We start from the raw sequence: 25,000 nt of genomic DNA, 5'->3' as shown, positions 1-25,000 counted from the left end.
TCGCAGTCTGACTGCCGATTATATCTCATTGGCATTCGGAGTTTATCTGATATTGGTAATCCGGGATGGACCCCTCAATCAAACAGTGCTCTACCTCCAAGAGACTTAACATCGACGCTAGCCCTAAAGCTATTTCGGAGAGAACCAGCTATCTCCAAGTTCGTTTGGAATTTCTCCGCTACCCACAAGTCATCCAAGCACTTTTCAACGTGCCCTGGTTCGGGCCTCCAGTGAGTTTTACCTCACCTTCACCCTGCTCATGGGTAGGTCACATGGTTTCGGGTCTACGACATGATACTAAGCCGCCCTATTAAGACTCGGTTTCCCTACGGCTCCGTCTCTTCAACTTAACCTCGCATCATATCGTAACTCGCCGGTTCATTCTACAAAAGGCACGCTCTCACCCATTAACGGGCTCGAACTTGTTGTAGGCACACGGTTTCAGGTTCTATTTCACTCCCCTCCCGGGGTGCTTTTCACCTTTCCCTCACGGTACTGGTTCACTATCGGTCACTAGAGAGTATTTAGGGTTGGGAGATGGTCCTCCCAGATTCCGACGAGATTTCTCGTGTCTCGCCGTACTCAGGATACTGCTAGGGTTTAAGACTATTTCGATTACGAGGCTGTTACTCTCTTTGGCTTACCTTCCCAGGTAATTCTTCTATAATCTTGCGTCCCACAACGCAGTCCTACAACCCCGATGTGTAAACACATCGGTTTGCCCTCTTGCCAGTTCGCTCGCCGCTACTAAGGCAATCGCGTTTGCTTTCTCTTCCTGCAGCTACTTAGATGTTTCAGTTCACTGCGTCTTCCTCTTCATTACCTTAACAGTAATGAGTGACATGCATCACATGCCGGGTTCCCCCATTCGGACATCTCTGGATCAATGTTTACTTACAACTCCCCAAAGCATTTCGTCGTTAGTCACGTCCTTCATCGGCTTCTAGTGCCAAGGCATCCACCGTACGCCCTTATTAACTTAACCTTATTTTGGTCTTCTGACCTTAAACTCATTAAATCACAGCGTTTCGGTTTATTTCTTGTTACTTTCTACAATTATTTCTAATTGTGGAATTTGATATAGATATTCAATTTTCAATGGACAATCATCTTGAATCTTTCGATTCAATGGAGCCTAGCGGGATCGAACCGCTGACCTCCTGCGTGCAAAGCAGGCGCTCTCCCAGCTGAGCTAAGGCCCCACAAGACCTCTCAAAACTAAACAAGACTTCCCAAACGTGCTTCCGTTTTTTCCTTAGAAAGGAGGTGATCCAGCCGCACCTTCCGATACGGCTACCTTGTTACGACTTCACCCCAATCATCTATCCCACCTTAGGCGGCTGGCTCCTAAAAGGTTACCTCACCGACTTCGGGTGTTACAAACTCTCGTGGTGTGACGGGCGGTGTGTACAAGGCCCGGGAACGTATTCACCGCGGCGTGCTGATCCGCGATTACTAGCGATTCCGACTTCATGTAGGCGAGTTGCAGCCTACAATCCGAACTGAGATTGGCTTTAAGAGATTTGCTTGCCGTCACCGACTTGCGACTCGTTGTACCAACCATTGTAGCACGTGTGTAGCCCAGGTCATAAGGGGCATGATGATTTGACGTCATCCCCACCTTCCTCCGGTTTATTACCGGCAGTCTCGCTAGAGTGCCCAACTGAATGATGGCAACTAACAATAGGGGTTGCGCTCGTTGCGGGACTTAACCCAACATCTCACGACACGAGCTGACGACAACCATGCACCACCTGTCACCGATGTTCCGAAGAAACTTTCTATCTCTAGAAATAGCATCGGGATGTCAAGACCTGGTAAGGTTCTTCGCGTTGCTTCGAATTAAACCACATGCTCCACCGCTTGTGCGGGCCCCCGTCAATTCCTTTGAGTTTCAACCTTGCGGTCGTACTCCCCAGGCGGAGTGCTTAATGCGTTAGCTGCGGCACTAAGCCCCGGAAAGGGCCTAACACCTAGCACTCATCGTTTACGGCGTGGACTACCAGGGTATCTAATCCTGTTTGCTCCCCACGCTTTCGAGCCTCAGCGTCAGTTACAGACCAGAGAGCCGCTTTCGCCACCGGTGTTCCTCCATATATCTACGCATTTCACCGCTACACATGGAATTCCACTCTCCCCTTCTGCACTCAAGTTTAACAGTTTCCAAAGCGAACAATGGTTAAGCCACTGCCTTTAACTTCAGACTTATTAAACCGCCTGCGCTCGCTTTACGCCCAATAAATCCGGACAACGCTCGGGACCTACGTATTACCGCGGCTGCTGGCACGTAGTTAGCCGTCCCTTTCTGGTAAGTTACCGTCACTGTGTGAACTTTCCACTCTCACACACGTTCTTCTCTTACAACAGAGCTTTACGATCCGAAAACCTTCTTCACTCACGCGGCGTTGCTCGGTCAGGGTTGCCCCCATTGCCGAAGATTCCCTACTGCTGCCTCCCGTAGGAGTCTGGGCCGTGTCTCAGTCCCAGTGTGGCCGATCACCCTCTCAGGTCGGCTATGTATCGTCGCCTTGGTAGGCCGTTACCCCACCAACTAGCTAATACAACGCAGGTCCATCTACTAGTGATGCATTTGCATCTTTCAAGCATCTAACATGTGTTAAACACTGTTATGCGGTATTAGCTATCGTTTCCAATAGTTATCCCCCGCTAGTAGGCAGGTTACCTACGCGTTACTCACCCGTTCGCAACTCCTTCTACTCTAGCAAGCTAAAGTAGTCAGCGTTCTACTTGCATGTATTAGGCACGCCGCCAGCGTTCGTCCTGAGCCAGGATCAAACTCTCATTTAATCTTGTTCTCATTCTGTCACTGACAGATTTATTTTCTTAACAGGTCGATTTCTCAACCCGCACGTTTGGTTCGTCTTGTTCAGTTTTCAAAGGTCTTTGCGGATTTATAAAATCCACATCGGGAAGACAGGATTCGAACCTGCGACCCCTTGATCCCAAACCAAGTGCTCTACCAAGCTGAGCTACTTCCCGAAATATGCACCCTGCAGGATTCGAACCTGCAACCGCCTGATTCGTAGTCAGGTACTCTATCCAGTTGAGCCAAGGGTGCATCTTATTAAATTTTCTGCCGAGGACCGGAATCGAACCGGTACGAAGGTTACCCTTCGCAGGATTTTAAGTCCTGTGCGTCTGCCAGTTCCGCCACCCCGGCCTCTACAAGCGAACGACGGGGTTCGAACCCGCGACCCCCACCTTGGCAAGGTGATGTTCTACCACTGAACTACGTTCGCATAAAGAGTATCCTATGCCGGCTACATGACTTGAACACGCGACCCTCTGATTACAAATCAGATGCTCTACCAACTGAGCTAAGCCGGCTACTTTCTTATTAATATGACCCGTACTGGGCTCGAACCAGTGACCCTCTGATTAAAAGTCAGATGCTCTACCAACTGAGCTAACGAGTCTAACGGTCCCGACGGGAATCGAACCCGCGATCTTCGCCGTGACAGGGCGACGTGATAACCGCTACACCACGGGACCTTTGGTATATTTACCTTCTTAATGGGAGTTAACGGGATCGAACCGCTGACCCTCTGCTTGTAAGGCAGATGCTCTCCCAGCTGAGCTAAACTCCCTTTTGCTAAGCGACTACCATATCTAACAGGGGGCAACCCCCAACTACTTCAGGCGTTCTAGGGCTTAACTGCTGTGTTCGGCATGGGAACAGGTGTATCTCCTAGGCTATCATCACTTAACTCTGATTGATTATCCAATCAAAATTGAATACCTATATATTCTAACAAGTTTCCGACGCGCTGTCAATTCGTCTCAGTTACTTTGGATAAGTCCTCGAGCTATTAGTATTAGTCCGCTACATGTGTCACCACACTTCCACTCCTAACCTATCTACCTGATCATCTCTCAGGGCTCTTACTGATATTAAATCATGGGAAATCTCATCTTGAGGTGGGCTTCACACTTAGATGCTTTCAGCGTTTATCCCTTCCCTACATAGCTACCCAGCGATGCCTTTGGCAAGACAACTGGTACACCAGCGGTAAGTCCACTCTGGTCCTCTCGTACTAGGAGCAGATCCTCTCAAATTTCCTACGCCCGCGACGGATAGGGACCGAACTGTCTCACGACGTTCTGAACCCAGCTCGCGTGCCGCTTTAATGGGCGAACAGCCCAACCCTTGGGACCGACTACAGCCCCAGGATGCGACGAGCCGACATCGAGGTGCCAAACCTCCCCGTCGATGTGAACTCTTGGGGGAGATAAGCCTGTTATCCCCAGGGTAGCTTTTATCCGTTGAGCGATGGCCCTTCCATGCGGAACCACCGGATCACTAAGCCCGACTTTCGTCCCTGCTCGAGTTGTAGCTCTCGCAGTCAAGCTCCCTTATACCTTTACACTCTGCGAATGATTTCCAACCATTCTGAGGGAACCTTTGGGCGCCTCCGTTACCTTTTAGGAGGCGACCGCCCCAGTCAAACTGCCCGTCAGACACTGTCTCCGATAGGGATTACCTATCTAGGTTAGAGTAGCCATAACACAAGGGTAGTATCCCAACAACGCCTCCACCGAAACTAGCGTCCCGATTTCGTAGGCTCCTACCTATCCTGTACATGTGGTACAGATACTCAATATCAAACTGCAGTAAAGCTCCATGGGGTCTTTCCGTCCTGTCGCGGGTAACCTGCATCTTCACAGGTACTAAAATTTCACCGAGTCTCTCGTTGAGACAGTGCCCAAATCATTACGCCTTTCGTGCGGGTCGGAACTTACCCGACAAGGAATTTCGCTACCTTAGGACCGTTATAGTTACGGCCGCCGTTTACTGGGGCTTCAATTCACACCTTCGCTAACGCTAAGCGCTCCTCTTAACCTTCCAGCACCGGGCAGGCGTCACCCCCTATACATCATCTTACGATTTAGCAGAGAGCTGTGTTTTTGATAAACAGTTGCTTGGGCCTATTCACTGCGGCTGACTCTAAGCCAGCGCCCCTTCTCCCGAAGTTACGGGGCCATTTTGCCGAGTTCCTTAACGAGAGTTCTCTCGCTCACCTGAGGCTACTCGCCTCGACTACCTGTGTCGGTTTGCGGTACGGGTAGAGTATAATTAACGCTAGAAGCTTTTCTTGGCAGTGTGACATCACTAACTTCGCTACTTAACTTCGCTCCCCATCACAGCTCAATGTTATAGATATAAGCATTTGACTCATATCACACCTCACTGCTTAGACGTGCTCTTCCAATCGCACGCTTTAGTTAGCCTACTGCGTCCCTCCTTCACTATATACTCTAGTACAGGAATATCAACCTGTTGGCCATCGGATACACCTTTCGGTCTCTCCTTAGGTCCCGACTAACCCAGGGCGGACGAGCCTTCCCCTGGAAACCTTAGTCTTACGGTGGACAGGATTCTCACCTGTCTTTCGCTACTCATACCGGCATTCTCACTTCTATGCGTTCCAGCGCTCCTCACGGTACACCTTCTTCACACATAGAACGCTCTCCTACCATACCTAAAAGGTATCCACAGCTTCGGTAATATGTTTTAGCCCCGGTACATTTTCGGCGCAGGGTCACTCGACTAGTGAGCTATTACGCACTCTTTGAATGAATAGCTGCTTCTAAGCTAACATCCTAGTTGTCTGTGCAACCCCACATCCTTTTCCACTTAACATATATTTTGGGACCTTAGCTGGTGGTCTGGGCTGTTTCCCTTTCGACTACGGATCTTAGCACTCGCAGTCTGACTGCCGATTATATCTCATTGGCATTCGGAGTTTATCTGATATTGGTAATCCGGGATGGACCCCTCAATCAAACAGTGCTCTACCTCCAAGAGACTTAACATCGACGCTAGCCCTAAAGCTATTTCGGAGAGAACCAGCTATCTCCAAGTTCGTTTGGAATTTCTCCGCTACCCACAAGTCATCCAAGCACTTTTCAACGTGCCCTGGTTCGGGCCTCCAGTGAGTTTTACCTCACCTTCACCCTGCTCATGGGTAGGTCACATGGTTTCGGGTCTACGACATGATACTAAGCCGCCCTATTAAGACTCGGTTTCCCTACGGCTCCGTCTCTTCAACTTAACCTCGCATCATATCGTAACTCGCCGGTTCATTCTACAAAAGGCACGCTCTCACCCATTAACGGGCTCGAACTTGTTGTAGGCACACGGTTTCAGGTTCTATTTCACTCCCCTCCCGGGGTGCTTTTCACCTTTCCCTCACGGTACTGGTTCACTATCGGTCACTAGAGAGTATTTAGGGTTGGGAGATGGTCCTCCCAGATTCCGACGAGATTTCTCGTGTCTCGCCGTACTCAGGATACTGCTAGGGTTTAAGACTATTTCGATTACGAGGCTGTTACTCTCTTTGGCTTACCTTCCCAGGTAATTCTTCTATAATCTTGCGTCCCACAACGCAGTCCTACAACCCCGATGTGTAAACACATCGGTTTGCCCTCTTGCCAGTTCGCTCGCCGCTACTAAGGCAATCGCGTTTGCTTTCTCTTCCTGCAGCTACTTAGATGTTTCAGTTCACTGCGTCTTCCTCTTCATTACCTTAACAGTAATGAGTGACATGCATCACATGCCGGGTTCCCCCATTCGGACATCTCTGGATCAATGTTTACTTACAACTCCCCAAAGCATTTCGTCGTTAGTCACGTCCTTCATCGGCTTCTAGTGCCAAGGCATCCACCGTGCGCCCTTATTAACTTAACCTTATTTTGGTCTTCTGACCTTAAACTCATTAAATCACAGCGTTTCGGTTTATTTCTTGTTACTTTCTACAATTATTTCTAATTGTGGAATTTGATATAGATATTCAATTTTCAATGGACAATCATCTTGAATCTTTCGATTCAATGGAGCCTAGCGGGATCGAACCGCTGACCTCCTGCGTGCAAAGCAGGCGCTCTCCCAGCTGAGCTAAGGCCCCACAAGACCTCTCAAAACTAAACAAGACTTCCCAAACGTGCTTCCGTTTTTTCCTTAGAAAGGAGGTGATCCAGCCGCACCTTCCGATACGGCTACCTTGTTACGACTTCACCCCAATCATCTATCCCACCTTAGGCGGCTGGCTCCTAAAAGGTTACCTCACCGACTTCGGGTGTTACAAACTCTCGTGGTGTGACGGGCGGTGTGTACAAGGCCCGGGAACGTATTCACCGCGGCGTGCTGATCCGCGATTACTAGCGATTCCGACTTCATGTAGGCGAGTTGCAGCCTACAATCCGAACTGAGATTGGCTTTAAGAGATTTGCTTGCCGTCACCGACTTGCGACTCGTTGTACCAACCATTGTAGCACGTGTGTAGCCCAGGTCATAAGGGGCATGATGATTTGACGTCATCCCCACCTTCCTCCGGTTTATTACCGGCAGTCTCGCTAGAGTGCCCAACTGAATGATGGCAACTAACAATAGGGGTTGCGCTCGTTGCGGGACTTAACCCAACATCTCACGACACGAGCTGACGACAACCATGCACCACCTGTCACCGATGTTCCGAAGAAACTTTCTATCTCTAGAAATAGCATCGGGATGTCAAGACCTGGTAAGGTTCTTCGCGTTGCTTCGAATTAAACCACATGCTCCACCGCTTGTGCGGGCCCCCGTCAATTCCTTTGAGTTTCAACCTTGCGGTCGTACTCCCCAGGCGGAGTGCTTAATGCGTTAGCTGCGGCACTAAGCCCCGGAAAGGGCCTAACACCTAGCACTCATCGTTTACGGCGTGGACTACCAGGGTATCTAATCCTGTTTGCTCCCCACGCTTTCGAGCCTCAGCGTCAGTTACAGACCAGAGAGCCGCTTTCGCCACCGGTGTTCCTCCATATATCTACGCATTTCACCGCTACACATGGAATTCCACTCTCCCCTTCTGCACTCAAGTTTAACAGTTTCCAAAGCGAACAATGGTTAAGCCACTGCCTTTAACTTCAGACTTATTAAACCGCCTGCGCTCGCTTTACGCCCAATAAATCCGGACAACGCTCGGGACCTACGTATTACCGCGGCTGCTGGCACGTAGTTAGCCGTCCCTTTCTGGTAAGTTACCGTCACTGTGTGAACTTTCCACTCTCACACACGTTCTTCTCTTACAACAGAGCTTTACGATCCGAAAACCTTCTTCACTCACGCGGCGTTGCTCGGTCAGGGTTGCCCCCATTGCCGAAGATTCCCTACTGCTGCCTCCCGTAGGAGTCTGGGCCGTGTCTCAGTCCCAGTGTGGCCGATCACCCTCTCAGGTCGGCTATGTATCGTCGCCTTGGTAGGCCGTTACCCCACCAACTAGCTAATACAACGCAGGTCCATCTACTAGTGATGCATTTGCATCTTTCAAGCATCTAACATGTGTTAAACACTGTTATGCGGTATTAGCTATCGTTTCCAATAGTTATCCCCCGCTAGTAGGCAGGTTACCTACGCGTTACTCACCCGTTCGCAACTCCTTCTACTCTAGCAAGCTAAAGTAGTCAGCGTTCTACTTGCATGTATTAGGCACGCCGCCAGCGTTCGTCCTGAGCCAGGATCAAACTCTCATTTAATCTTGTTCTCATTCTGTCACTGACAGATTTATTTTCTTAACAGGTCGATTTCTCAACCCGCACGTTTGGTTCGTCTTGTTCAGTTTTCAAAGGTCTTTGCCTCTTGCGAGACAACTTCTATATTCTATCAAATCTGAAACAGCTTGTCAACTACTTTTTCAAGTTTTTTTCAACTCTGTTTCAATCCGATTTCCGCCGCACCCCTCTCGGACAACAGCTATATTAGTGTATCATCTCAAGCTTACTTTGTCAAGAACTTTTTTAGCTTTTCTGTAAACCTAAGACCTGCCCTCTTGCGACAGCTCATCTAGTATACTAAACTTAGAAAAAACTGTCAACTACTTGCCGTAAGTTTTTAAGTGTGGCTTGTTGCCTTCTCGGGGCAAGTAGAGAATTATAACTAAAGAGCTTGTAGAAGGAGGGAGAGAGGCGGAGAAAGACCACTTGGGGCTCTTTCAAGCTTTATGTCTCACTACAACGAAAGAGAGCCTATATAGGCTCTCTTTTTGGTAATTATTGATGTTAAGAATTTGTACTATTCTTTAGAATCATCAGAGTCTTCCATTTTTTCTTTGACTTCATCATATGATAGAGCGTGTGCTTCTTCGGTATCGTTTTCTAGTTCTTCAGGCATCTTTCCTGTTTCATAGATTGATTTAATTTGAGCAGCATCAAGCGTTTCATATTTAAGAAGTGCTTCTGCAATGAGTTTATGTGTTTCACGGTTATTATTGATAATATCCGCAGCTTTATCACGTGCTTCATTAAGAAGTGTGCGAACCTCGTCATCAATCATTTGTGCAGTTTGTGCAGAATATATCTTTTCAGGTGACAATTGTCCTGTCATTACTGCGTGATTTCCTTCATATTGAACAGGACCGAGTTTATCACTCATACCATACTCAGTTACCATAGCACGAGCTAATTGTGTGGCTTGTTCAAAGTCATTTGAAGCGCCTGTTGTTTGAGCATTAAAGATAATTTCTTCAGCAACACGACCACCCATCAAACCAGCTAATTGTTCTTTCAAATCATCTTTTGAATGTAACATTTGGTCTTCTTTAGGAAGGGCAATCATATAGCCACCAGCACGGCCACGTGGCACAATAGTAACTTTATGGACAACACGTGCACTTGAAAGTACTAAACCAACGATTGTATGCCCTGCTTCGTGATAAGCAACCATTTCTCGTTCTTTTTGAGAGATTGTACGGTCTTTCTTAGAAGGTCCTGCAATAACTCTATCTTCTGCTTCATCAATATCTGAAGCATCGATTTTTTTCTTGTTACGACGAGCGGCAACTAGTGCTGCTTCGTTAAGAACATTTTCCAAGTCGGCACCTACAAATCCTGGCGTTTGTTGGGCAACAACTTTTAGATTAACATCTTCTGCTAATGGTTTATTTTTAGCATGAACTCGGAGAATAGCTTCACGTCCTTTAACGTCTGGGCTACCTACAAGAATTTTACGGTCAAAGCGTCCTGGGCGAAGAAGGGCTGGGTCTAAGACGTCGCTACGGTTTGTTGCTGCAATAACAATGATACTTTCATTGCCTTCAAAGCCGTCCATTTCAATAAGGAGTTGGTTGAGTGTTTGTTCACGTTCATCATTTCCACCACCCATACCAGCGCCACGACGGCGTCCAACGGCGTCAATTTCATCGATGAAAATAATGGCACGTTCAGCCTTTTTAGCATCTTCAAAAAGCGATCTTACACGGCTTGCACCGACACCAACAAACATTTCAACGAAATCAGAACCTGAGATTGAGAAGAATGGAACACCAGCTTCACCAGCGACAGCTTTAGCAAGGAGTGTCTTACCTGTTCCCGGAGGGCCTTCTAAAAGGACACCAGCAGGAATACGAGCACCAAGGGCTTTGTATTTTTTCGGATTTTTCAAGAAATCAACAACTTCAACAAGTTCTTGTTTTTCTTCTTCAGCACCAGCGACATCAGAGAAACGAACTTTTACATTACCCTTACTTTGAGATTTGGCACGATTTTTACCAAAACTCATCGCTCCACGAGCACCATTTCCTCCTTGATTCATCATCACAAAGAAAAAGACAATCAAGACAATGAAAGGAATGTAAGTAATAATGTAAGAAATCCAAGTTCCGCTTGAACTTTCTTGTTTGACAGTAACTTCAACGTCGGCATCTTCTGCTGCATTTGTAATGGCTTCAATAGAAGAGTCACTTGGTAAAACAATTGAAGTGAATTCTGTTACAGTAGAAGTGGTACTTCCCTCCAAGAACGGAAGGCTTGAACTTGTTTCAGTCGTTTGAGCTTTTGTATATTCACCACTGACTTCAATAATACTTCCACTTGGTTGGTAAGTGATTGATTTAATATCACCCGCTTTAATTTGTTTAATTAAAGTTGAGTAATTAATTTGTTGACTTTGTGTACTTGTCCCTCTTAGATAATATTGAAAGGCTGTAATCCCTGCAATAATCAAAAGAATGTAAATAAAGGAATTCCGAACAAAGCCATTATTTTTGTTATTTTTCATATAGTAATTATCGACCTTCTATTATTTTGAATAGATTTCTTCCTTTAGTACACCAACATATGGTAAATTACGGTAACGTTCAGCATAATCAAGACCAAACCCTACAATAAATTCGTTTGGAACATCGTAGCAGACATAATCTGCTTCGATCTCGACAACGCGACCTTCTGGTTTATCAAAAAGAGTTGCAATTTTTACTGAATTTGCTTTACGGTATTTAAACATGTCACGAAGGTATTTAAGAGTACGTCCAGTATCAATGATATCTTCGATAAAGACAACATCACGACCTTCAATATTAGTGTCAACGTCTTTTAAAATCTTCACTTCACCGCTACTAGTTGTTTGATTACCATAACTAGAAACGACCATAAAGTCTAATTCAACATGTGTATCGATATGTTTGATTAATTCTGCCATGAATGGTACAGAACCTTTCAAAACACCGATTAAAAGAGGATTTTTACCTTCATAATCTTTCGTTAGTTGTTCGCCTAATTCTTTGGTTTTGGCAATAATCTCCTCTTCTGAGTACAAAACTTTTTTAATATCTTGTTCAAGCATGACATCACCTATTTCTAATTTTTTCAATATACAATTTGCCCTCCATTATATCATGTTTAGAGGGTTTTCTCAAATAAGTTTTACCGCCAACCAAGACAAAAATAATTTTTTTATCTTGTTCACCGATAATAGCATCTGTTCGTTCTTGAATTGGGATTTTTTCGTCAATAAAAAGCCTACGCAATTTTTTTGAAAAAGTTCCAAAATCAATGGAATCACCCGCTTGTCTTTGTCTTAAAAGAATTGGGTGAGAACTGTAAACAGGAATGCCATCCCTATCCTTGTTTTTAAATTGAAATCGATACTGACCATATTTGACTATACTGTCATATTCTAGCACTTTTTCTGCTGATTCCCTATCGGTCTTAGGTCTGATTTTTGTGATTTGAAAGCTTTGGTAATCTTTCTTTAACCAATAATTTCCCTTGATTTGATACACTAGATTTGCCTTATTTCGTAGCAACTGCAGCATTTCATTAAATTGACCGTGTGATACTTGCAAATCAGGAAATTCCTCAAGATAATTTTGAAAAAGGACAGTTTGTACAGCTGTTGTTTGTGCTAAAAATTGCGAACAATCTGTTACGTCAATTTCTGCTGTTAAATCTTGAATAGCTTGAAAGAGTTGTCGACTTTCTTGTCCGAGATATTGCAAAGCTTGCCTAAATTTGGGATTTTCCTTTTCCAAACTTGGCAGATATTGATTTCTAATGCGATTTCGCAGATAATCCAATGACTGATTAGAATCATCTTCAAAATGAAAAATTTCTGGTAAATCTTTTTTAGGAATAGTCAAAAAAGGACGGATTAACTCTCCTGTACCAAACGAGCTAACAGCTTGCATTCCTGATAAATGACGGAGACGACTGCCACGCAAAAAACGCATAAAAATCGTTTCAGCTTGGTCATCTGCATGATGCGCAGTCACCACAGCAGTGTAGTTTTTTTCTACCATAATTTTCTTAAAAAATTGATAACGAAAATCACGCGCAGCTTTTTCCGAAAAAATACCAGAAAAATAATCGACATAAATCGGAATCTGATGTTTTTCAGCCCACTCACAAAGGTAGGCTTCTTCCATTTCTGACTCTTGTCGCTGTTTATGATTGATATGAGCAATTCCAATCTCAATTTCTAATTTATCACGGTATATATACAAAAAGTGTAGCAGATTCATAGAATCTACTCCACCCGATACAGCTATTAAAACTTTTTTATGTTTGGCAAAATATGCCTTTTTTTGAATTTCTTTAAAAATATTATCGTACATATCACTATTTTAAAATGGCGTAAACATCATTAGCGATATTTGAAATATCGTCATAAGAAGCGTTGTTGGTAAAAATTGACAAGATGAAAGGTTCATCAGCATAAATAATGGCAACGTCATGTTTGTAATCATAGGCATCACCTATTTTATGAGCTACTTGAACGTCAATATCTCTTGAAATACGTGTTGTATCAAAAGCAGTTGATGATAGATAAGAAATAATGTCACCATCTTGATTGTAAATAGCTTCCATTAAGTTAGCTGCTGTCTTAGATGACATATTACGTGCTTTCATATCAATATCTGTTCCTGCTATCGCACTAATTTCTGAATTAAAGTCATCATCATATTGATTAGCAACATAATAACCTAAAATATTAGTTGCCACATTATCAGAATTTTGAGCGACAGCTTTTAACAAATCATCAATAGTATATTCTTTATTATCAGCGGTTTTGCTAATTTTACCACTACCACTTGGGTCATAGGCTTTAGCAAAACTATTGACAGCATCAACATATTTTAAAGTATCATTTGCTGAAATTATACCATCTTGAAGTTTTTCCTCAACATAATAAAGTGTAGCCAATTTAGCAACGCTTGCTGAATACATAACAGTATCAGCGTTAATCCCAGCGGTTGTTTGCGTTGATAGCTGCTTAACGTAAATAGAATAATTACTCTTATTATATTTTTGATTAAGAACTTGCTGAACTTTTTCCATACGGTTATCAGTAGCTGACAAATCATCCTCGCTAATCCAACCTTTACCATCTACTTTATAATAAGTTCCGTGGTAAGTTGTTGCTTTTTGAGTCACTGTCACTTCTGAATACGAAGTCAAATCAGTTTTTACTTCTTTGGTTCCCGTGACATAAGGTGCTTGATAAACTTTAAAACCATCTTCTAGCCAATATTCTTTTGAAATATTTTCTTGACTAATCACAACATCATCATAAATGAATTGACGACTGGCTTCAATATAACTACCATCCGATAATTCAAAAACTGGAATGGCACTATCATTAATGGTTAAATCAACAATTGATAACGTATCACCAGCTGATAAAGTATCAGATACTGTCGTTAAAGCAGTGTCTTTGTAGGTGTTGCTGTCTTGAGCCAAAATAGGATTGGTCGGAATACTATCAAAATAAGTTGTTTCCGCTACTACATTTGATATCAGTTGATACTTTTCTTCATTTGTTAGGGCAATCGTTTTTTCAGTGCTAACAACAGAAAGAGAAGTCAAGAAAAATGGTATCAGCATTACTGCAAATAGTTTTTTCATTGGCTTCTCCTTTCGTTAGTTTTTAGTTGATTGATGATTTTCTTCTCTGAGTTTTTGATTTTCTTTGGCTAATTCTTCCAATTTTTCATCGGAATAAGCCAGAAATTTTTCAATGGTTTCGATTAAATTTTCCATATTATTTTGGTAATAAGTTTGGCAACGGATAGATTGTTTCACCAGAACGTGATAAGTAATATTTAGCGCGAGCATATTTTTCAACATAAGTATCATCTTTTAGACGGTCAGCTAGTAGCTTTTCTGCGTCTGTTTCAACGACTAATTTATCATAACTTTTTTGCAGTGAAACAACTTGCTCTTTACGCTCTTGTAAAGTTTGGTAACTTTTAACAAGGTTATAAGTTGGTAAAATAAACAGTAACATGACAACAATCAAAATCCAACCCATAAAACGATTACGTTTGCGGTTTTCTTCTTCGACATAACGTTTTTTGGTATTTTCATCATTGATATATTGATTGTTCAATTGAACGATATTAGGCTTCTCCATCCGCTTCTATCCTTGTTTCGTTAATGATTTCATACATTCTGGTTGCATCTTCTTTTTTCGTGCTATCTTTCATTTCTAGAACACGTACTGTTAGCAATTTATTTCCAAAACGAATTTCAATTTCGTCGTTAATTTTTAAATCAGTTGATGATTTTGCTAAGACACCATTGACTTTGATGCGTCCTTTATCTGCAACTTCTTTAGCTACTGGACGACGTTTTATAATACGGGATACTTTTAAATATTTATCGAGTCTCATAATATGTCACCTCGCAATCTTTTCTATTTTATCATTTTTTTAGGAAAATGGCTGACTTAAACGCGTTTGTTAAGATAATGTAATAAAAGAGAGCTAATACCCTCCTATGTAAATTATGAAATGGCTTAAAATAATTTAATAATGAAAAATCAGAGCAGAAATAACTGTACCAGCAAAAAAGATAATAAATGCAATAACTATCACACTAACCACAAACCACAATTCACTTAAAATACTTGTTTTTACATTCTTTTTAGGATTTAAAAAATTTAAAATATCAGCATAGGTCTGAAGTTCTCGATTTTTTAAGATATATAATATTTGAAAAGCTGAATAGGCAACTGGCATAGCCAATAGCCACAGAATCGCAGTCGCCTGTCCTGAATCCAATAAATAACGTGTGGGTACTGCTACCGAGAAAAGAAACCAAGAAATTCCTCCAATAATGAGCCATTTCTTAAACTGCGACTGGTCAACTTGATGTTTCATAATATCAACATCTCCTTTGATTAGATTATCTAAGGAAATACCAAAATAGGTCGCTATCAACAAAAGTGAATTAATATCTGGGTAAGTTTTACCTCGTTCCCAATTAGAAATTGTTTGACGTGAAACATAGAGCTTTTCTGCCAATTCTTCTTGGGAGAGATTTTTTTCTTTCTCAATTCAACTAATCTGTATTCAAGTTCCATTTTGACCTCCTTGATAATTCCAGTCTAGACTTTATCAAAAAGTTTACCATAAAATCTCTTTGATATACTAGCTTTCTACTGACAAAAGGCTTTGACAACTAGTCTTTTTCAATTTTTCTGGATTTGATTTCAGCTAGCATTTTACCGAAATTCTGAAGTTCTTCTAAAATCTCATAATCTTTTTTATCACGGATATTAAAAGTAATTTCAATTTTACCTTGATTTTCGCCAATACGGGCTTTCAAGTTTGTTTTTGAAAGAGCTTCAAAATAATCTTGTGTCAAGTAATGTTGCAGCGAAGCTTTTTCAAAACGTACTAATAGATTGTTATCTTTACGTTCCACAAGTTCTGTGAAAGCATTGTCCATATAAGCTTTAACCAAGCCAATTTCAAGTAAGTAGGCGACTTGGTCAGGGTATTCGCCAAAACGGTCAATTAACTCATCTTGTAAACTTTGATAATCTTTCTGACTTTCAATTTCACGAATACGTTTGTAAATTTCAATTTTTTGACGTTCATCGTCAATATATTCGCTTGGTAAGTAGGCATCGATTTGTAAATTCATCTCCGCATTGCTCTTACGGCGCGCTTGAAATTTGCCTTGTTTCTTAGCGATAGCCTCTTCTAGTAACTGTGAATACATTTCAAAACCAACAGAGTCAATAAAACCACTTTGTGAGGCGCCAAGAATATTTCCTGCACCACGAATGGATAAATCACGCATGGCAATTTTGAAACCAGAACCTAATTCTGTAAAGCCTTTAATAGCATCTAAACGTTTTTCAGAGACCTCTGTCAAAATCTTGTCTGGGCGGTACATGAGATAGGCGTAAGCAATTCGATTAGAACGCCCAACACGTCCACGAAGTTGATACAAGGTTGACAAGCCCATGTGGTCTGCATTTTCGATAAATAAAGTATTAACATTAGAAATATCAATGCCTGTTTCAATGATAGTTGTCGCAACCAGAACATCGTAAACACCGTCAATAAAGTCCATGAGCGTATTTTCAAGTTGAATTTCACTCATCTGACCATGAACAAAACCAATGCTTGCTTCAGGAACCAACTCTTGCAATTCTGACACTTTTTGGTCAATAGTGTCAACCCTATTGTAAACGTAGAAAACTTGTCCGCCACGGTCAATTTCACGAATGATAGCCTCACGAATCAGACCAGGATTAGTTTCCAAAACGTAAGTTTGAACAGGGTAACGGTTAGTCGGTGGCGTTTCAATAACTGACAGGTCGCGAATTCCCAACATTGACATGTGAAGGGTTCGTGGAATTGGAGTCGCTGTCAAGGTCAATACATCAACTTTAGTCTTAAGCTCTTTTAATTTTTCTTTGTGCTTAACGCCAAAACGTTGCTCCTCATCAATAATAATCAAACCTAAATCAGCAAAATCAACATCTTTAGATAGCAGACGATGAGTACCAATAATAATATCAACTTGACCTTTTTTCAACTTGTCTAGGGTGTCATTTTGTTCTTTTTTGCTACGAAAACGACTAAGCACATCAACTGTAACAGGATAATTTTCAAAACGCTCTGAGAAATTTGTGTAGTGTTGTTGAGCAAGAACAGTTGTTGGCACTAAGACAGCTACTTGTTTATGGTCTTTAACAGCTTTAAAAGCGGCGCGCATCGCAACTTCTGTTTTACCAAAGCCAACATCCCCAACCAATAAGCGATCCATTGGCTTATCTTCTTCCATGTCGTGCTTAATTTCCTTGATAGAGCGAAGCTGGTCCTCTGTTTCTACAAAAGCAAAATCTTCGTCAAATTCCCGCTGCAAATCATCGTCTGGTGAAAAAGCAAATCCTTTTAGCTGACTACGTTCCGCATACAATTTCAACAAATCATCCGCAATGTCTTCAACTTGCTTAGAAACCTTTTGTTTGGTCTTTTGGAAACGACCATCATTTAATTTATTGATTTTAGGTTCCTTGCCATCTGCAGAAACGTATTTTGATAAACTTTCAATTTGCTCTACTGGCAATGAAATTGTTGAAGAACCTTGATATTGAATGGTCAAATAATCGCGGTGCACACCATGGATTTCAATTGTTTCAATTCCTAAAAATTTACCAATACCATGAACATGGTGAACCACATAATCACCTTTTGATAATTCATTGTAGTCTTTCAAACGTTCGGCATTGCTAATATTTGAACGACGAATACGGCGCTTAATTTTCTTATGATAAATTTCATGCTCGGTAATGAGAACAATTTTCTCATCAGCAAAATAAAAGCCATTTGATAAATTGCCAACGACTAGCTGAGCTTGTTGTGCTTGTAAATCATCTGCAGCAACCACAGGTAATTCCAAACCATATTCATGTAAATTCTCCTGTAAACGTTCTAAGCCATGCTGCGAATCTGCTTGAATTAAAACGGTCGCTTTAGATTTTTGATAACGATTAACTTCATCAATCAATAACGGAAATTGATTGAAAAATTCTTGCATTGGATATTGTGTAAAATTATGAAGTTTATCAAATTTAAGATTACCCAATCCTTTATGAAAATTAGAAAAGAACGTTGCTGGCTGATATTGACGTAAGTCTTTATAAATATCAGCGAAGTAAACCAAGGTTGACACTGCTTTACCACGTTGTAAATCTTCTGTCAATAAGTTTGCAACTTCCAAATCAAACTTAGCATTGCGGTCAACTAGCTTTTGAAAATCATCAAAAAAGACTGGTGTTCCCTTAGGAATGTAATCAAGTAACGTCCATTCCTTCGCATAAAAGAGTGATAAGAAACGTCTAATGTCTTGATGCTTATACTGTTCCTGAGTTGCAGCATAAAGCTCACTTAAATAAGCCTGCTGTTCATCTTTAGCAGTCTCTAAAAACGTCTCAAATGCCTTACTAGCTCTAGCAAAATCTTCTTCCGATAAAATGAGCTCATCAGCTGGGGAAATGGTTACCTGCTCAACATTACTAAGTGATTTTTGTGTTTCTGTATCAAACTGACGAATGCCATCAACTTCATCACCAAAGAACTCCAAACGATAAGGATAGTCAGCTGTCATCTCATAAATATCAACGATATCACCACGCCGACTAAATTCGCCTGGATTAAGAACCTGTGATACTTTTTGGTAACCGACATTTGACAGTACCTTTACAACCTTGTCAAGGTTGTAATCCTCACCGACAACAAAATTTAGCTGACTTTCAGCATAAATTTCTGGATTTGGTAGTAAAACACGGGCTCCCACTAAACTTGTAATTAAGATACCAGATTGCTTATTATCTTGTAAAAAATTTAAAGCTTCTAGGCGTGAGTGTGCCTTATCCATCGAGGCAAAAATAAACTCTGCCGCCGCAACATCATCCGCAAAAAAAGTATAAACCTTGTCCTCACCAATCAAGCTAGATAAATCACTAGCCAATTTTTCAACTTCATTTTGTGTTGAGGTGATGACAACTATTTTTTCCTCATTAGCCTGATAAGCAGAAGCAATGGCAAGAGCTCTACTAGAACCTGATAAGCCCATAATCAGTTGCCTACCAAGATTAGCCACGCCGCTATGCCATGTTTGAATGAGCTTATTTTGACTAAATAAATCAATAATATTCATAGACTTACCCATTAAATTTTTGCATGGTTTTTACAAAATCTGCTTCCTGTAAATAAAATAGAACAGCTTCATTAACCTTTTCAAGTGTATTAGTAACTGTAATATAATCATCTTGGTCAAATTTTCCAAGAACATGGTCAACTACCGAACGACCTTGCTTTGGACGTCCAATACCAACTTTAATACGGTCAAATGCCTGCGTTCCAGTGTGAGCAATGATAGATTTTATGCCATTATGCCCACCAGCAGAGCCTTTCTGACGTAGGCGAATACGCCCCACTTCCATATCTAAATCATCATAAATCACTAAGAAATCTTCAATATCAATATTATAATACGTCAACAAAGCATGAACAGCGATGCCTGAATTGTTCATAAAAGTGGTTGGTTTGACTAGATAAACTTTTTCTCCGTTGATAAAACAAGAACCAACTTCTGCTTTAAAATTCTTTTCCTCTGAAAATGTGACATTGAAATCCTTAGCAAGGCGGTCAATTGCCATAAAACCAATATTATGCCTTGTTTCGTGATATTTACTGCCTGGGTTTCCCAGACCAACAATCATTTTTACCATTAATTTTCCTTTCCAATAAATGCCAAAAGGGCTGGAAAAACTTTTTTCCAACCTCGGCAATATTTAATTAATTTTGCTTATACGTTAAAGCGGAATTCCATGATATCACCATCTTGAACCACATAATCTTTCCCTTCTTCACGAAGACGACCTGCTTCTTTGACAGCTTTTTCAGAACCATATTTGATTAAGTCATCATAAGACATTGTAATCGCACGGATAAATCCACGTTCAAAATCAGAGTGAATGATACCAGCTGCTTGAGGAGCTTTGATACCACGTTTGAATGTCCATGCACGAACTTCTTTTTCACCTGCTGTAAAGTAAGTGCCAAGACCAAGCAAGTGATAAGCAGCACGTGTCAATTTATCAACACCAGATTCTGTTAAACCAAGGTCTTCAAGGAATAATGCTTTATCTTCATCATCAAGTTCAGAGATTTCTTCTTCGGCACGCGCTGAGATGACAACAACTTCTGCATTTTCAGTTGCAGCAAATTCACGAATTTGTTTTACGTATTCGATATCGTCTGGATTAGCTACTTTATCTTCGTCAACGTTTGCAACGTAAAGTACTGGTTTTGTTGTCAAAAGGAACAATTGTTTAACAATTTTTTGTTCTTCTTCTGTAAAGTCAACCGTACGTGCTGATTTTCCATCTTCAAGGACTGGTTTAATTTTTTGAAGAACGTTAAATTCTGCGATAGAATCTTTATCTTTTTGAGTACGTGCCACTTTTTCTACACGCGCATAACGTTTATTAACAGATTCCAAGTCAGCAAGAATCAATTCTAAGTTAATTGTGTCGATATCTGCAAGTGGGTCAACAAAAGCATCTTCACGCCCTTGCTCACGCATAACATTTTCATCATCAAAAGCACGAACAACGTGAACGATAGCATCTACTTCACGAATGTTAGCAAGGAATTTATTACCAAGACCTTCACCACGTGAAGCACCTTTTACGATACCCGCAATATCAGTAAATTCAAAGGTTGTTGGAACTGTTTTTTTCGGTGTGATAAGTTCAGTCAATTTTTGCAAACGTTCATCTGGTACTTCTACCATACCAACGTTAGGGTCGATTGTCGCGAAAGGATAGTTAGCAGCTTCCGCACCTGCCTTTGTAATCGCATTAAAAAGAGTTGATTTTCCAACATTTGGTAAACCAACGATACCTGCTGTTAAAGCCATATTTTATAAGTCTCCGTTTAAATTATTCAATCATACCTATTATAGCAGAAAAACTCAGCATTAAACAAGCATTTCTACTATATAGCAAGCGCCATTAACCATAAAAATTGAGTTCAGTATGATTATTTTAGTTTACGACAAAACTTTCTTTAATTTGCGTTCAAAGTCGTGGCGGCTCATCATAACTATATGGTCGCAGTTTGTGCAACGAATTTTAATATCAGCTCCAAGTCGAATGACTTCCCATTCATTGGCTTTTTTTCCAGTAGCTTTTATCGTACAAGCATGGGGCTTTTTCATTTCAACGTGACTTCCAAGTTCGTACATTGTTTCTCCTTTTACAAATAAATATAGCGTTTTTGTGGTGATAAAGTAATTTCGTTTAGTGATACAACTTCACCATCAATTTCAATTAAACTCTCTTTTGGAAAGTTAACCGTAACCTGTTTTAACGAACAGTGATTTAAGTAAGACGATTTCTCATGTCTTTTAAGAACCAAAGACAACAGTACCGTTAATCGTTGGAAAAAAGTTTCTCCTTTGGCATAAACACACTCCAAATTCTCAGAATAAACAGTCGCCGTTGGCCAAATCATAATCCCTCCACCAAAATAAGTATTATTAGCTAACGAGAAAAAGAAATGGTCATCTAAGGTCAAGTTATCTCCTTCCGAACTTTCCAAACTCACAGAAGCTTGGAGGGGATTTTTTAATAAAAATTGAATGGCGGTTGCAACATAAGTCAATTTTCCAAGGTGGCATTTATTAAGCACAGTTTTTAACGTTGAATTAGCAGCCTGATTAACAACCCATGCTGCAAATCCTAAATCTAAGCTATTTAATACTAAACCTTCTTGATAACTGTAAACCGTGATTTCTTTAGGCTGATTTGTTAGCGAGGCTAATAATGTATCTAAGTTTGGTACTATACCAAGAGCATGCGCAAAATCATTACCAGAACCGACAGGATAATAGGCAAATGGAAGATTTACTGGCAAATGATAGAGAACTTTTGATAATGTCCCATCTCCTCCGACAATCAGAAGCTTATCTTGTTCTGGGTCAAATGTTTTTAGCAGTTTCTCAACTTGATGTAATTCATCGTTTTTATAGCGTGTTAATAAAGTGCAAATATCTGATGTATGATGTTTTTCAATATCACTGATAACTTGTTTTGCCCCATGATTTCCTGCATGGGGATTAGCAATAATATAAAGCGTCATATTATTAGATATTATACCATAAAAAGCGAGAACACTGCATGAACAGTGCTCTCGCTGGAGATTATGAAAAAGAAAAGTTTTAGGATGGTTATAGTGTATAAATTCTTCCTTAAATTTTTCTTAAAGATTTTTAGTTTGTACGAACTGGAGTGATTAATTGAATAAAGTTCTCAGCATCATCACCTGGCATTAAAGTAAATGGACGCACTGGTGAAATAAAGCGAATAACAACTGTTTCACTCTTCAAGGCTTTAAGAGCTTCAATCAGATAAGTTGGGTTAAAGCTGATTGTCAAATCATTGCCTGATTGGTCAATAGTATCCAATTCTTCGTTAACTTTACCGACTTCAGGTGAGTTAACGTGAGCAGAAACGCTATTATTAGCAATTTCAAGTTTAACAGTACCATTTTGTGTTGCATTTGAAATCAAGTGAGCACGTTCCATTGCTGAACGAAGTGCATTGGTATTAAATGTCACTTCTGTTTCAAAAGCATTTGTCAACAAGCGGTCAGTATCAGGATAATTTCCTTCTAAAAGTCGTGTATAGAAGCTAATGTAGTCACTTCTAAAGAGCATTTGGCTATCAGAGAAGAAAACTTCTACCGTTTCAATATCATCTGTAAATACAGCTGCAAATTCACGTAAAGATTTACTTGGAATAACAACGTTGAAATCATTTGAAGTATTTTCCAAAGTTAATTTACGTTGGCTCATACGGTGAGAATCAGTTGCGACTGCTTTAAAGTCTTTGTGGTCACTAAGAACCATGTGAACACCAGTCAAGATTGGACGGCTTTCTTGAAGACTTGCTGCAAAAGCTGTTTCAGCAATGATAGATTTCAATAGTTTTGTTTCTAAAACTAAAGGATTTTCAGTAGCCATTTCTTGAAGGCGAGGGTAAAGATCAACATCTTTTCCTTTTAAGGTAATTTCTGATTTACCACTTGTTAGAACAATTTGATGGTGTTCAATTTCTTCAAAGTCTAATGTCACATCTGGAAGACTTGAAACGATATTAATAAAGAAGTTTGCTTCTAATAGTACAGCACCAGTTGAAGTAATCAATAAGCCTGCATTTTCATTAGAAGTTGGAATAGTGTTTTCAATTGAAATTTGTCCGTTAGAACCAGTCAATGTAATGTTACTATTTTGAACTTCAATTTTAATTGTTGAAAGAACAGGAATCGCATTTTTAGTAGAAATAGCTCTCTTGGTTGCATTCAATGCTTGAAGAAAGAAAGATTTATTAATTGAAAATTTAATCATAGGAAAACTCCTTTAGTTATTAAGTATTAAATTAGTAGTAGTAGTAGGTCTTGTTTATATTGTTGATAAGTCCTAAAATCGCACAAACGTCGCGCGAAAAGAGTTGTTAACAACCTGTGGATAAGTTACTGAAAATTTTAATGGTTATCCACAATACCTATTTTATCTTATTTTTGATGGTTTCAATTTCAATACGCAAACTGTCATCTTGAGCTAACATATTTTTGATTTTATTGTAGGCATGTAAGACCGTTGAGTGGTCGCGACCGCCAAATTCCTTCCCGATTTTTGGAAGTGAGTTATCAGTCATTTCACGCGCGAGATACATGGCTACTTGGCGCGCTAAAACAATATCTTGCGTCCGTTTGGTTGCCTTGATTTCTTTAACAGTAACGCCATAGAATTTTCCAACTTGGCTTTGGATTTCATCGATTGGGATAACTGTCATTTTTGGACCGTCTTGCTTACGAGCGCGAATCGCTTCTGCTGCGACATCAACCGTAATGGTTTCAATCTTTTTAATGCTAGCAACAAGGCTAATATCTTTTAAAGCTCCCTCAAGGTCACGAACGTTGGAATCAAATTGTCCTGCAAGATACTCAATCGTATCTTGCGGAAAAATATAATTATATTCTTGCGTTTTATTCGTTAAAATGGCAACACGTGTTTCAAAATCAGGGGGAGTGATATTGATTGTCAAGCCCCATTTGAAGCGCGTGACCAAACGTTGCTCAAGGTTGTCCAGATGGTCAGGTGTACGGTCACTTGTCAATACAATTTGCTTGTTATTATCATAAAGAGCATTGAAAGTATTGAAAAATTCTTCCTGTGTCCCAGACAATGTTTTCTTCGCTAGGGATTGAATATCATCAATTAGCAAGACATCAAGATTGCGGAATTTTTCCTTTAACTCTTCCATTGTGTCCAAACGGATATGAATAACAAATTCATTGATGAAATTTTCAGCAGTAATGTACTTTACACGCGCATTGGGATTATTTTGCAAAACCGCATTACCAATGGCATTGAGCAAGTGAGTTTTTCCCAACCCAGGTCCTCCCCAAATAAAAAGAGGATTGTAAGTTGTTCCTGGAGCGTCTGCAACGGCGTAAGACGCAGAAAATGCCCAACGGTTTTCGTCACCTTGTACGAAATTATCAAAGGTATATTTGGTATTTAAGTCAGAATCGACTAGGGGCAAAGTGTTTTTTTGAGTTGTTGGAACAGTTTGTGAAGTTGTCACTACTCCTGTTTGATTGGCTAAATCTTCTTCAAAGACATAGTTGACAACAATTTCAGCATTATAAACCTCAAAACCAGCCGTCAAAATAATTGGTTTAAGATTTTTATCCCAAAACAACTCTTTCATAGGGTCTAAATAAATGGTAGCCGTATTTTGCTCAATTTGAATCAAACGAGCATCCAAAACAAAAAATTCATATGTTGCTTGTTTTAGTTGGCTTTTTGCTAATTCTAGAACCCTACTCCAAAAAATTTGTTCATTTTCAGTCAT

Annotated in this window: 15 protein-coding genes, 10 tRNA genes and 5 rRNA genes (1 of these 30 cut by a window edge); all 30 read right to left on the bottom strand. The window is 40.6% G+C overall.

Features of this window, described 5'->3' with window-relative positions:
* A 23S ribosomal RNA gene (locus tag BTR42_RS00150) occupies positions 1–985 on the bottom strand; it reaches 1,914 nt to the left of the window's first position.
* 144 nt (positions 986–1,129) lie between these two features.
* A tRNA-Ala gene (locus tag BTR42_RS00145) sits at positions 1,130–1,202 on the bottom strand.
* 57 nt (positions 1,203–1,259) lie between these two features.
* Positions 1,260–2,808: ribosomal RNA gene (locus BTR42_RS00140) — 16S ribosomal RNA — on the bottom strand.
* A gap of 118 nt (positions 2,809–2,926) precedes the next feature.
* Positions 2,927–3,000: transfer RNA gene (locus BTR42_RS00135), tRNA-Pro, on the bottom strand.
* 5 nt (positions 3,001–3,005) lie between these two features.
* A tRNA-Arg gene (locus tag BTR42_RS00130) sits at positions 3,006–3,079 on the bottom strand.
* A gap of 16 nt (positions 3,080–3,095) precedes the next feature.
* Positions 3,096–3,181, bottom strand: a tRNA-Leu gene (locus tag BTR42_RS00125).
* A gap of 7 nt (positions 3,182–3,188) precedes the next feature.
* Positions 3,189–3,260: transfer RNA gene (locus BTR42_RS00120), tRNA-Gly, on the bottom strand.
* A gap of 15 nt (positions 3,261–3,275) precedes the next feature.
* Positions 3,276–3,348 (bottom strand) — tRNA-Thr (locus BTR42_RS00115).
* Positions 3,349–3,364: 16 nt separating this feature from the next.
* Positions 3,365–3,437, bottom strand: a tRNA-Lys gene (locus BTR42_RS00110).
* A gap of 3 nt (positions 3,438–3,440) precedes the next feature.
* Positions 3,441–3,513 (bottom strand) — tRNA-Asp (locus tag BTR42_RS00105).
* 22 nt (positions 3,514–3,535) lie between these two features.
* A tRNA-Val gene (locus BTR42_RS00100) sits at positions 3,536–3,608 on the bottom strand.
* A 4-nt stretch (positions 3,609–3,612) separates the two neighbouring features.
* Positions 3,613–3,728, bottom strand: a 5S ribosomal RNA gene (rrf, locus tag BTR42_RS00095).
* 82 nt (positions 3,729–3,810) lie between these two features.
* A 23S ribosomal RNA gene (locus BTR42_RS00090) occupies positions 3,811–6,709 on the bottom strand.
* Between the two features lie 144 nt (positions 6,710–6,853).
* Positions 6,854–6,926: transfer RNA gene (locus tag BTR42_RS00085), tRNA-Ala, on the bottom strand.
* 57 nt (positions 6,927–6,983) lie between these two features.
* Positions 6,984–8,532 (bottom strand): 16S ribosomal RNA (locus BTR42_RS00080).
* Together the 16S, 23S and 5S rRNA genes with 10 tRNA genes alongside form the textbook arrangement of a ribosomal RNA operon.
* 535 nt (positions 8,533–9,067) lie before the next feature.
* A complete protein-coding gene (gene ftsH / locus BTR42_RS00075; protein WP_077495893.1) occupies positions 9,068–11,050 on the bottom strand; it encodes an ATP-dependent zinc metalloprotease FtsH in 1,983 nt (660 codons plus the stop codon).
* Positions 11,051–11,071: 21 nt separating this feature from the next.
* Positions 11,072–11,614, bottom strand: coding sequence for a hypoxanthine phosphoribosyltransferase (hpt, locus tag BTR42_RS00070; RefSeq protein ID WP_077497987.1), 543 nt, complete (start codon positions 11,612–11,614; stop codon positions 11,072–11,074).
* 4 nt (positions 11,615–11,618) lie between these two features.
* Complete coding sequence (gene tilS / locus BTR42_RS00065) at positions 11,619–12,884, bottom strand: tRNA lysidine(34) synthetase TilS (RefSeq protein ID WP_061458235.1); 1,266 nt, start codon at positions 12,882–12,884, stop codon at positions 11,619–11,621.
* 4 nt (positions 12,885–12,888) lie between these two features.
* Entirely contained in the window at positions 12,889–14,175 is a 1,287-nt protein-coding gene (locus BTR42_RS00060; protein ID WP_077495891.1) for a serine hydrolase, read from the bottom strand.
* A 15-nt stretch (positions 14,176–14,190) separates the two neighbouring features.
* Positions 14,191–14,310, bottom strand: a complete 120-nt coding sequence (locus BTR42_RS00055; protein ID WP_003067068.1) for an SP_0009 family protein — start codon at positions 14,308–14,310, stop codon at positions 14,191–14,193.
* 1 nt (position 14,311) lies between these two features.
* Complete coding sequence (locus BTR42_RS00050; RefSeq protein WP_009855232.1) at positions 14,312–14,683, bottom strand: FtsB family cell division protein; 372 nt, start codon at positions 14,681–14,683, stop codon at positions 14,312–14,314.
* Complete coding sequence (locus BTR42_RS00045) at positions 14,670–14,942, bottom strand: RNA-binding S4 domain-containing protein (RefSeq protein ID WP_039692689.1); 273 nt, start codon at positions 14,940–14,942, stop codon at positions 14,670–14,672. The genes BTR42_RS00050 and BTR42_RS00045 overlap by 14 nt, the downstream gene beginning before the upstream one ends.
* A gap of 135 nt (positions 14,943–15,077) precedes the next feature.
* Positions 15,078–15,575, bottom strand: coding sequence for a helix-turn-helix domain-containing protein (locus BTR42_RS00040; protein ID WP_061458248.1), 498 nt, complete (start codon positions 15,573–15,575; stop codon positions 15,078–15,080).
* A 157-nt stretch (positions 15,576–15,732) separates the two neighbouring features.
* Complete coding sequence (mfd, locus tag BTR42_RS00035; protein ID WP_077497986.1) at positions 15,733–19,230, bottom strand: transcription-repair coupling factor; 3,498 nt, start codon at positions 19,228–19,230, stop codon at positions 15,733–15,735.
* 4 nt (positions 19,231–19,234) lie between these two features.
* Complete coding sequence (gene pth / locus BTR42_RS00030; protein WP_077495887.1) at positions 19,235–19,804, bottom strand: aminoacyl-tRNA hydrolase; 570 nt, start codon at positions 19,802–19,804, stop codon at positions 19,235–19,237.
* 77 nt (positions 19,805–19,881) lie between these two features.
* Entirely contained in the window at positions 19,882–20,997 is a 1,116-nt protein-coding gene (gene ychF, locus BTR42_RS00025) for a redox-regulated ATPase YchF (protein ID WP_009855227.1), read from the bottom strand.
* Between the two features lie 132 nt (positions 20,998–21,129).
* Positions 21,130–21,324, bottom strand: a complete 195-nt coding sequence (locus BTR42_RS00020; RefSeq protein ID WP_009855226.1) for a DUF951 domain-containing protein — start codon at positions 21,322–21,324, stop codon at positions 21,130–21,132.
* 11 nt (positions 21,325–21,335) lie between these two features.
* Complete coding sequence (locus BTR42_RS00015) at positions 21,336–22,220, bottom strand: diacylglycerol/lipid kinase family protein (protein ID WP_077495885.1); 885 nt, start codon at positions 22,218–22,220, stop codon at positions 21,336–21,338.
* A gap of 130 nt (positions 22,221–22,350) precedes the next feature.
* A complete protein-coding gene (gene dnaN, locus BTR42_RS00010; RefSeq protein WP_003067033.1) occupies positions 22,351–23,487 on the bottom strand; it encodes a DNA polymerase III subunit beta in 1,137 nt (378 codons plus the stop codon).
* Positions 23,488–23,644: 157 nt separating this feature from the next.
* A complete protein-coding gene (gene dnaA / locus BTR42_RS00005; protein ID WP_061458229.1) occupies positions 23,645–25,000 on the bottom strand; it encodes a chromosomal replication initiator protein DnaA in 1,356 nt (451 codons plus the stop codon).

It is taken from the genome of Streptococcus gallolyticus subsp. gallolyticus DSM 16831, assembly GCF_002000985.1.
GTDB classification, from domain to species: Bacteria; Bacillota; Bacilli; order Lactobacillales; family Streptococcaceae; genus Streptococcus; species Streptococcus gallolyticus.
The sequence above is the reverse complement of the archived record's forward strand: the minus strand, read 5'-3'. Positions and strand labels throughout refer to the sequence as shown.

Excerpts from the sequence above, each read along its gene's own strand:
- ftsH (WP_077495893.1), bottom strand. The coding sequence starts at position 11,050 with ATGAAAAATAACAAAAATAATGGCTTTGTTCGGAATTCCTTTATTTAC.
- hpt (WP_077497987.1), bottom strand. The coding sequence starts at position 11,614 with ATGCTTGAACAAGATATTAAAAAAGTTTTGTACTCAGAAGAGGAGATT.
- tilS (WP_061458235.1), bottom strand. The coding sequence starts at position 12,884 with ATGTACGATAATATTTTTAAAGAAATTCAAAAAAAGGCATATTTTGCC.
- BTR42_RS00060 (WP_077495891.1), bottom strand. The coding sequence starts at position 14,175 with ATGAAAAAACTATTTGCAGTAATGCTGATACCATTTTTCTTGACTTCT.
- BTR42_RS00055 (WP_003067068.1), bottom strand. The coding sequence starts at position 14,310 with ATGGAAAATTTAATCGAAACCATTGAAAAATTTCTGGCTTATTCCGAT.
- BTR42_RS00050 (WP_009855232.1), bottom strand. The coding sequence starts at position 14,683 with ATGGAGAAGCCTAATATCGTTCAATTGAACAATCAATATATCAATGAT.
- BTR42_RS00045 (WP_039692689.1), bottom strand. The coding sequence starts at position 14,942 with ATGAGACTCGATAAATATTTAAAAGTATCCCGTATTATAAAACGTCGT.
- mfd (WP_077497986.1), bottom strand. The coding sequence starts at position 19,230 with ATGAATATTATTGATTTATTTAGTCAAAATAAGCTCATTCAAACATGG.
- pth (WP_077495887.1), bottom strand. The coding sequence starts at position 19,804 with ATGGTAAAAATGATTGTTGGTCTGGGAAACCCAGGCAGTAAATATCAC.
- ychF (WP_009855227.1), bottom strand. The coding sequence starts at position 20,997 with ATGGCTTTAACAGCAGGTATCGTTGGTTTACCAAATGTTGGAAAATCA.
- BTR42_RS00020 (WP_009855226.1), bottom strand. The coding sequence starts at position 21,324 with ATGTACGAACTTGGAAGTCACGTTGAAATGAAAAAGCCCCATGCTTGT.
- BTR42_RS00015 (WP_077495885.1), bottom strand. The coding sequence starts at position 22,220 with ATGACGCTTTATATTATTGCTAATCCCCATGCAGGAAATCATGGGGCA.
- dnaN (WP_003067033.1), bottom strand. The coding sequence starts at position 23,487 with ATGATTAAATTTTCAATTAATAAATCTTTCTTTCTTCAAGCATTGAAT.
- dnaA (WP_061458229.1), bottom strand. The coding sequence starts at position 25,000 with ATGACTGAAAATGAACAAATTTTTTGGAGTAGGGTTCTAGAATTAGCA.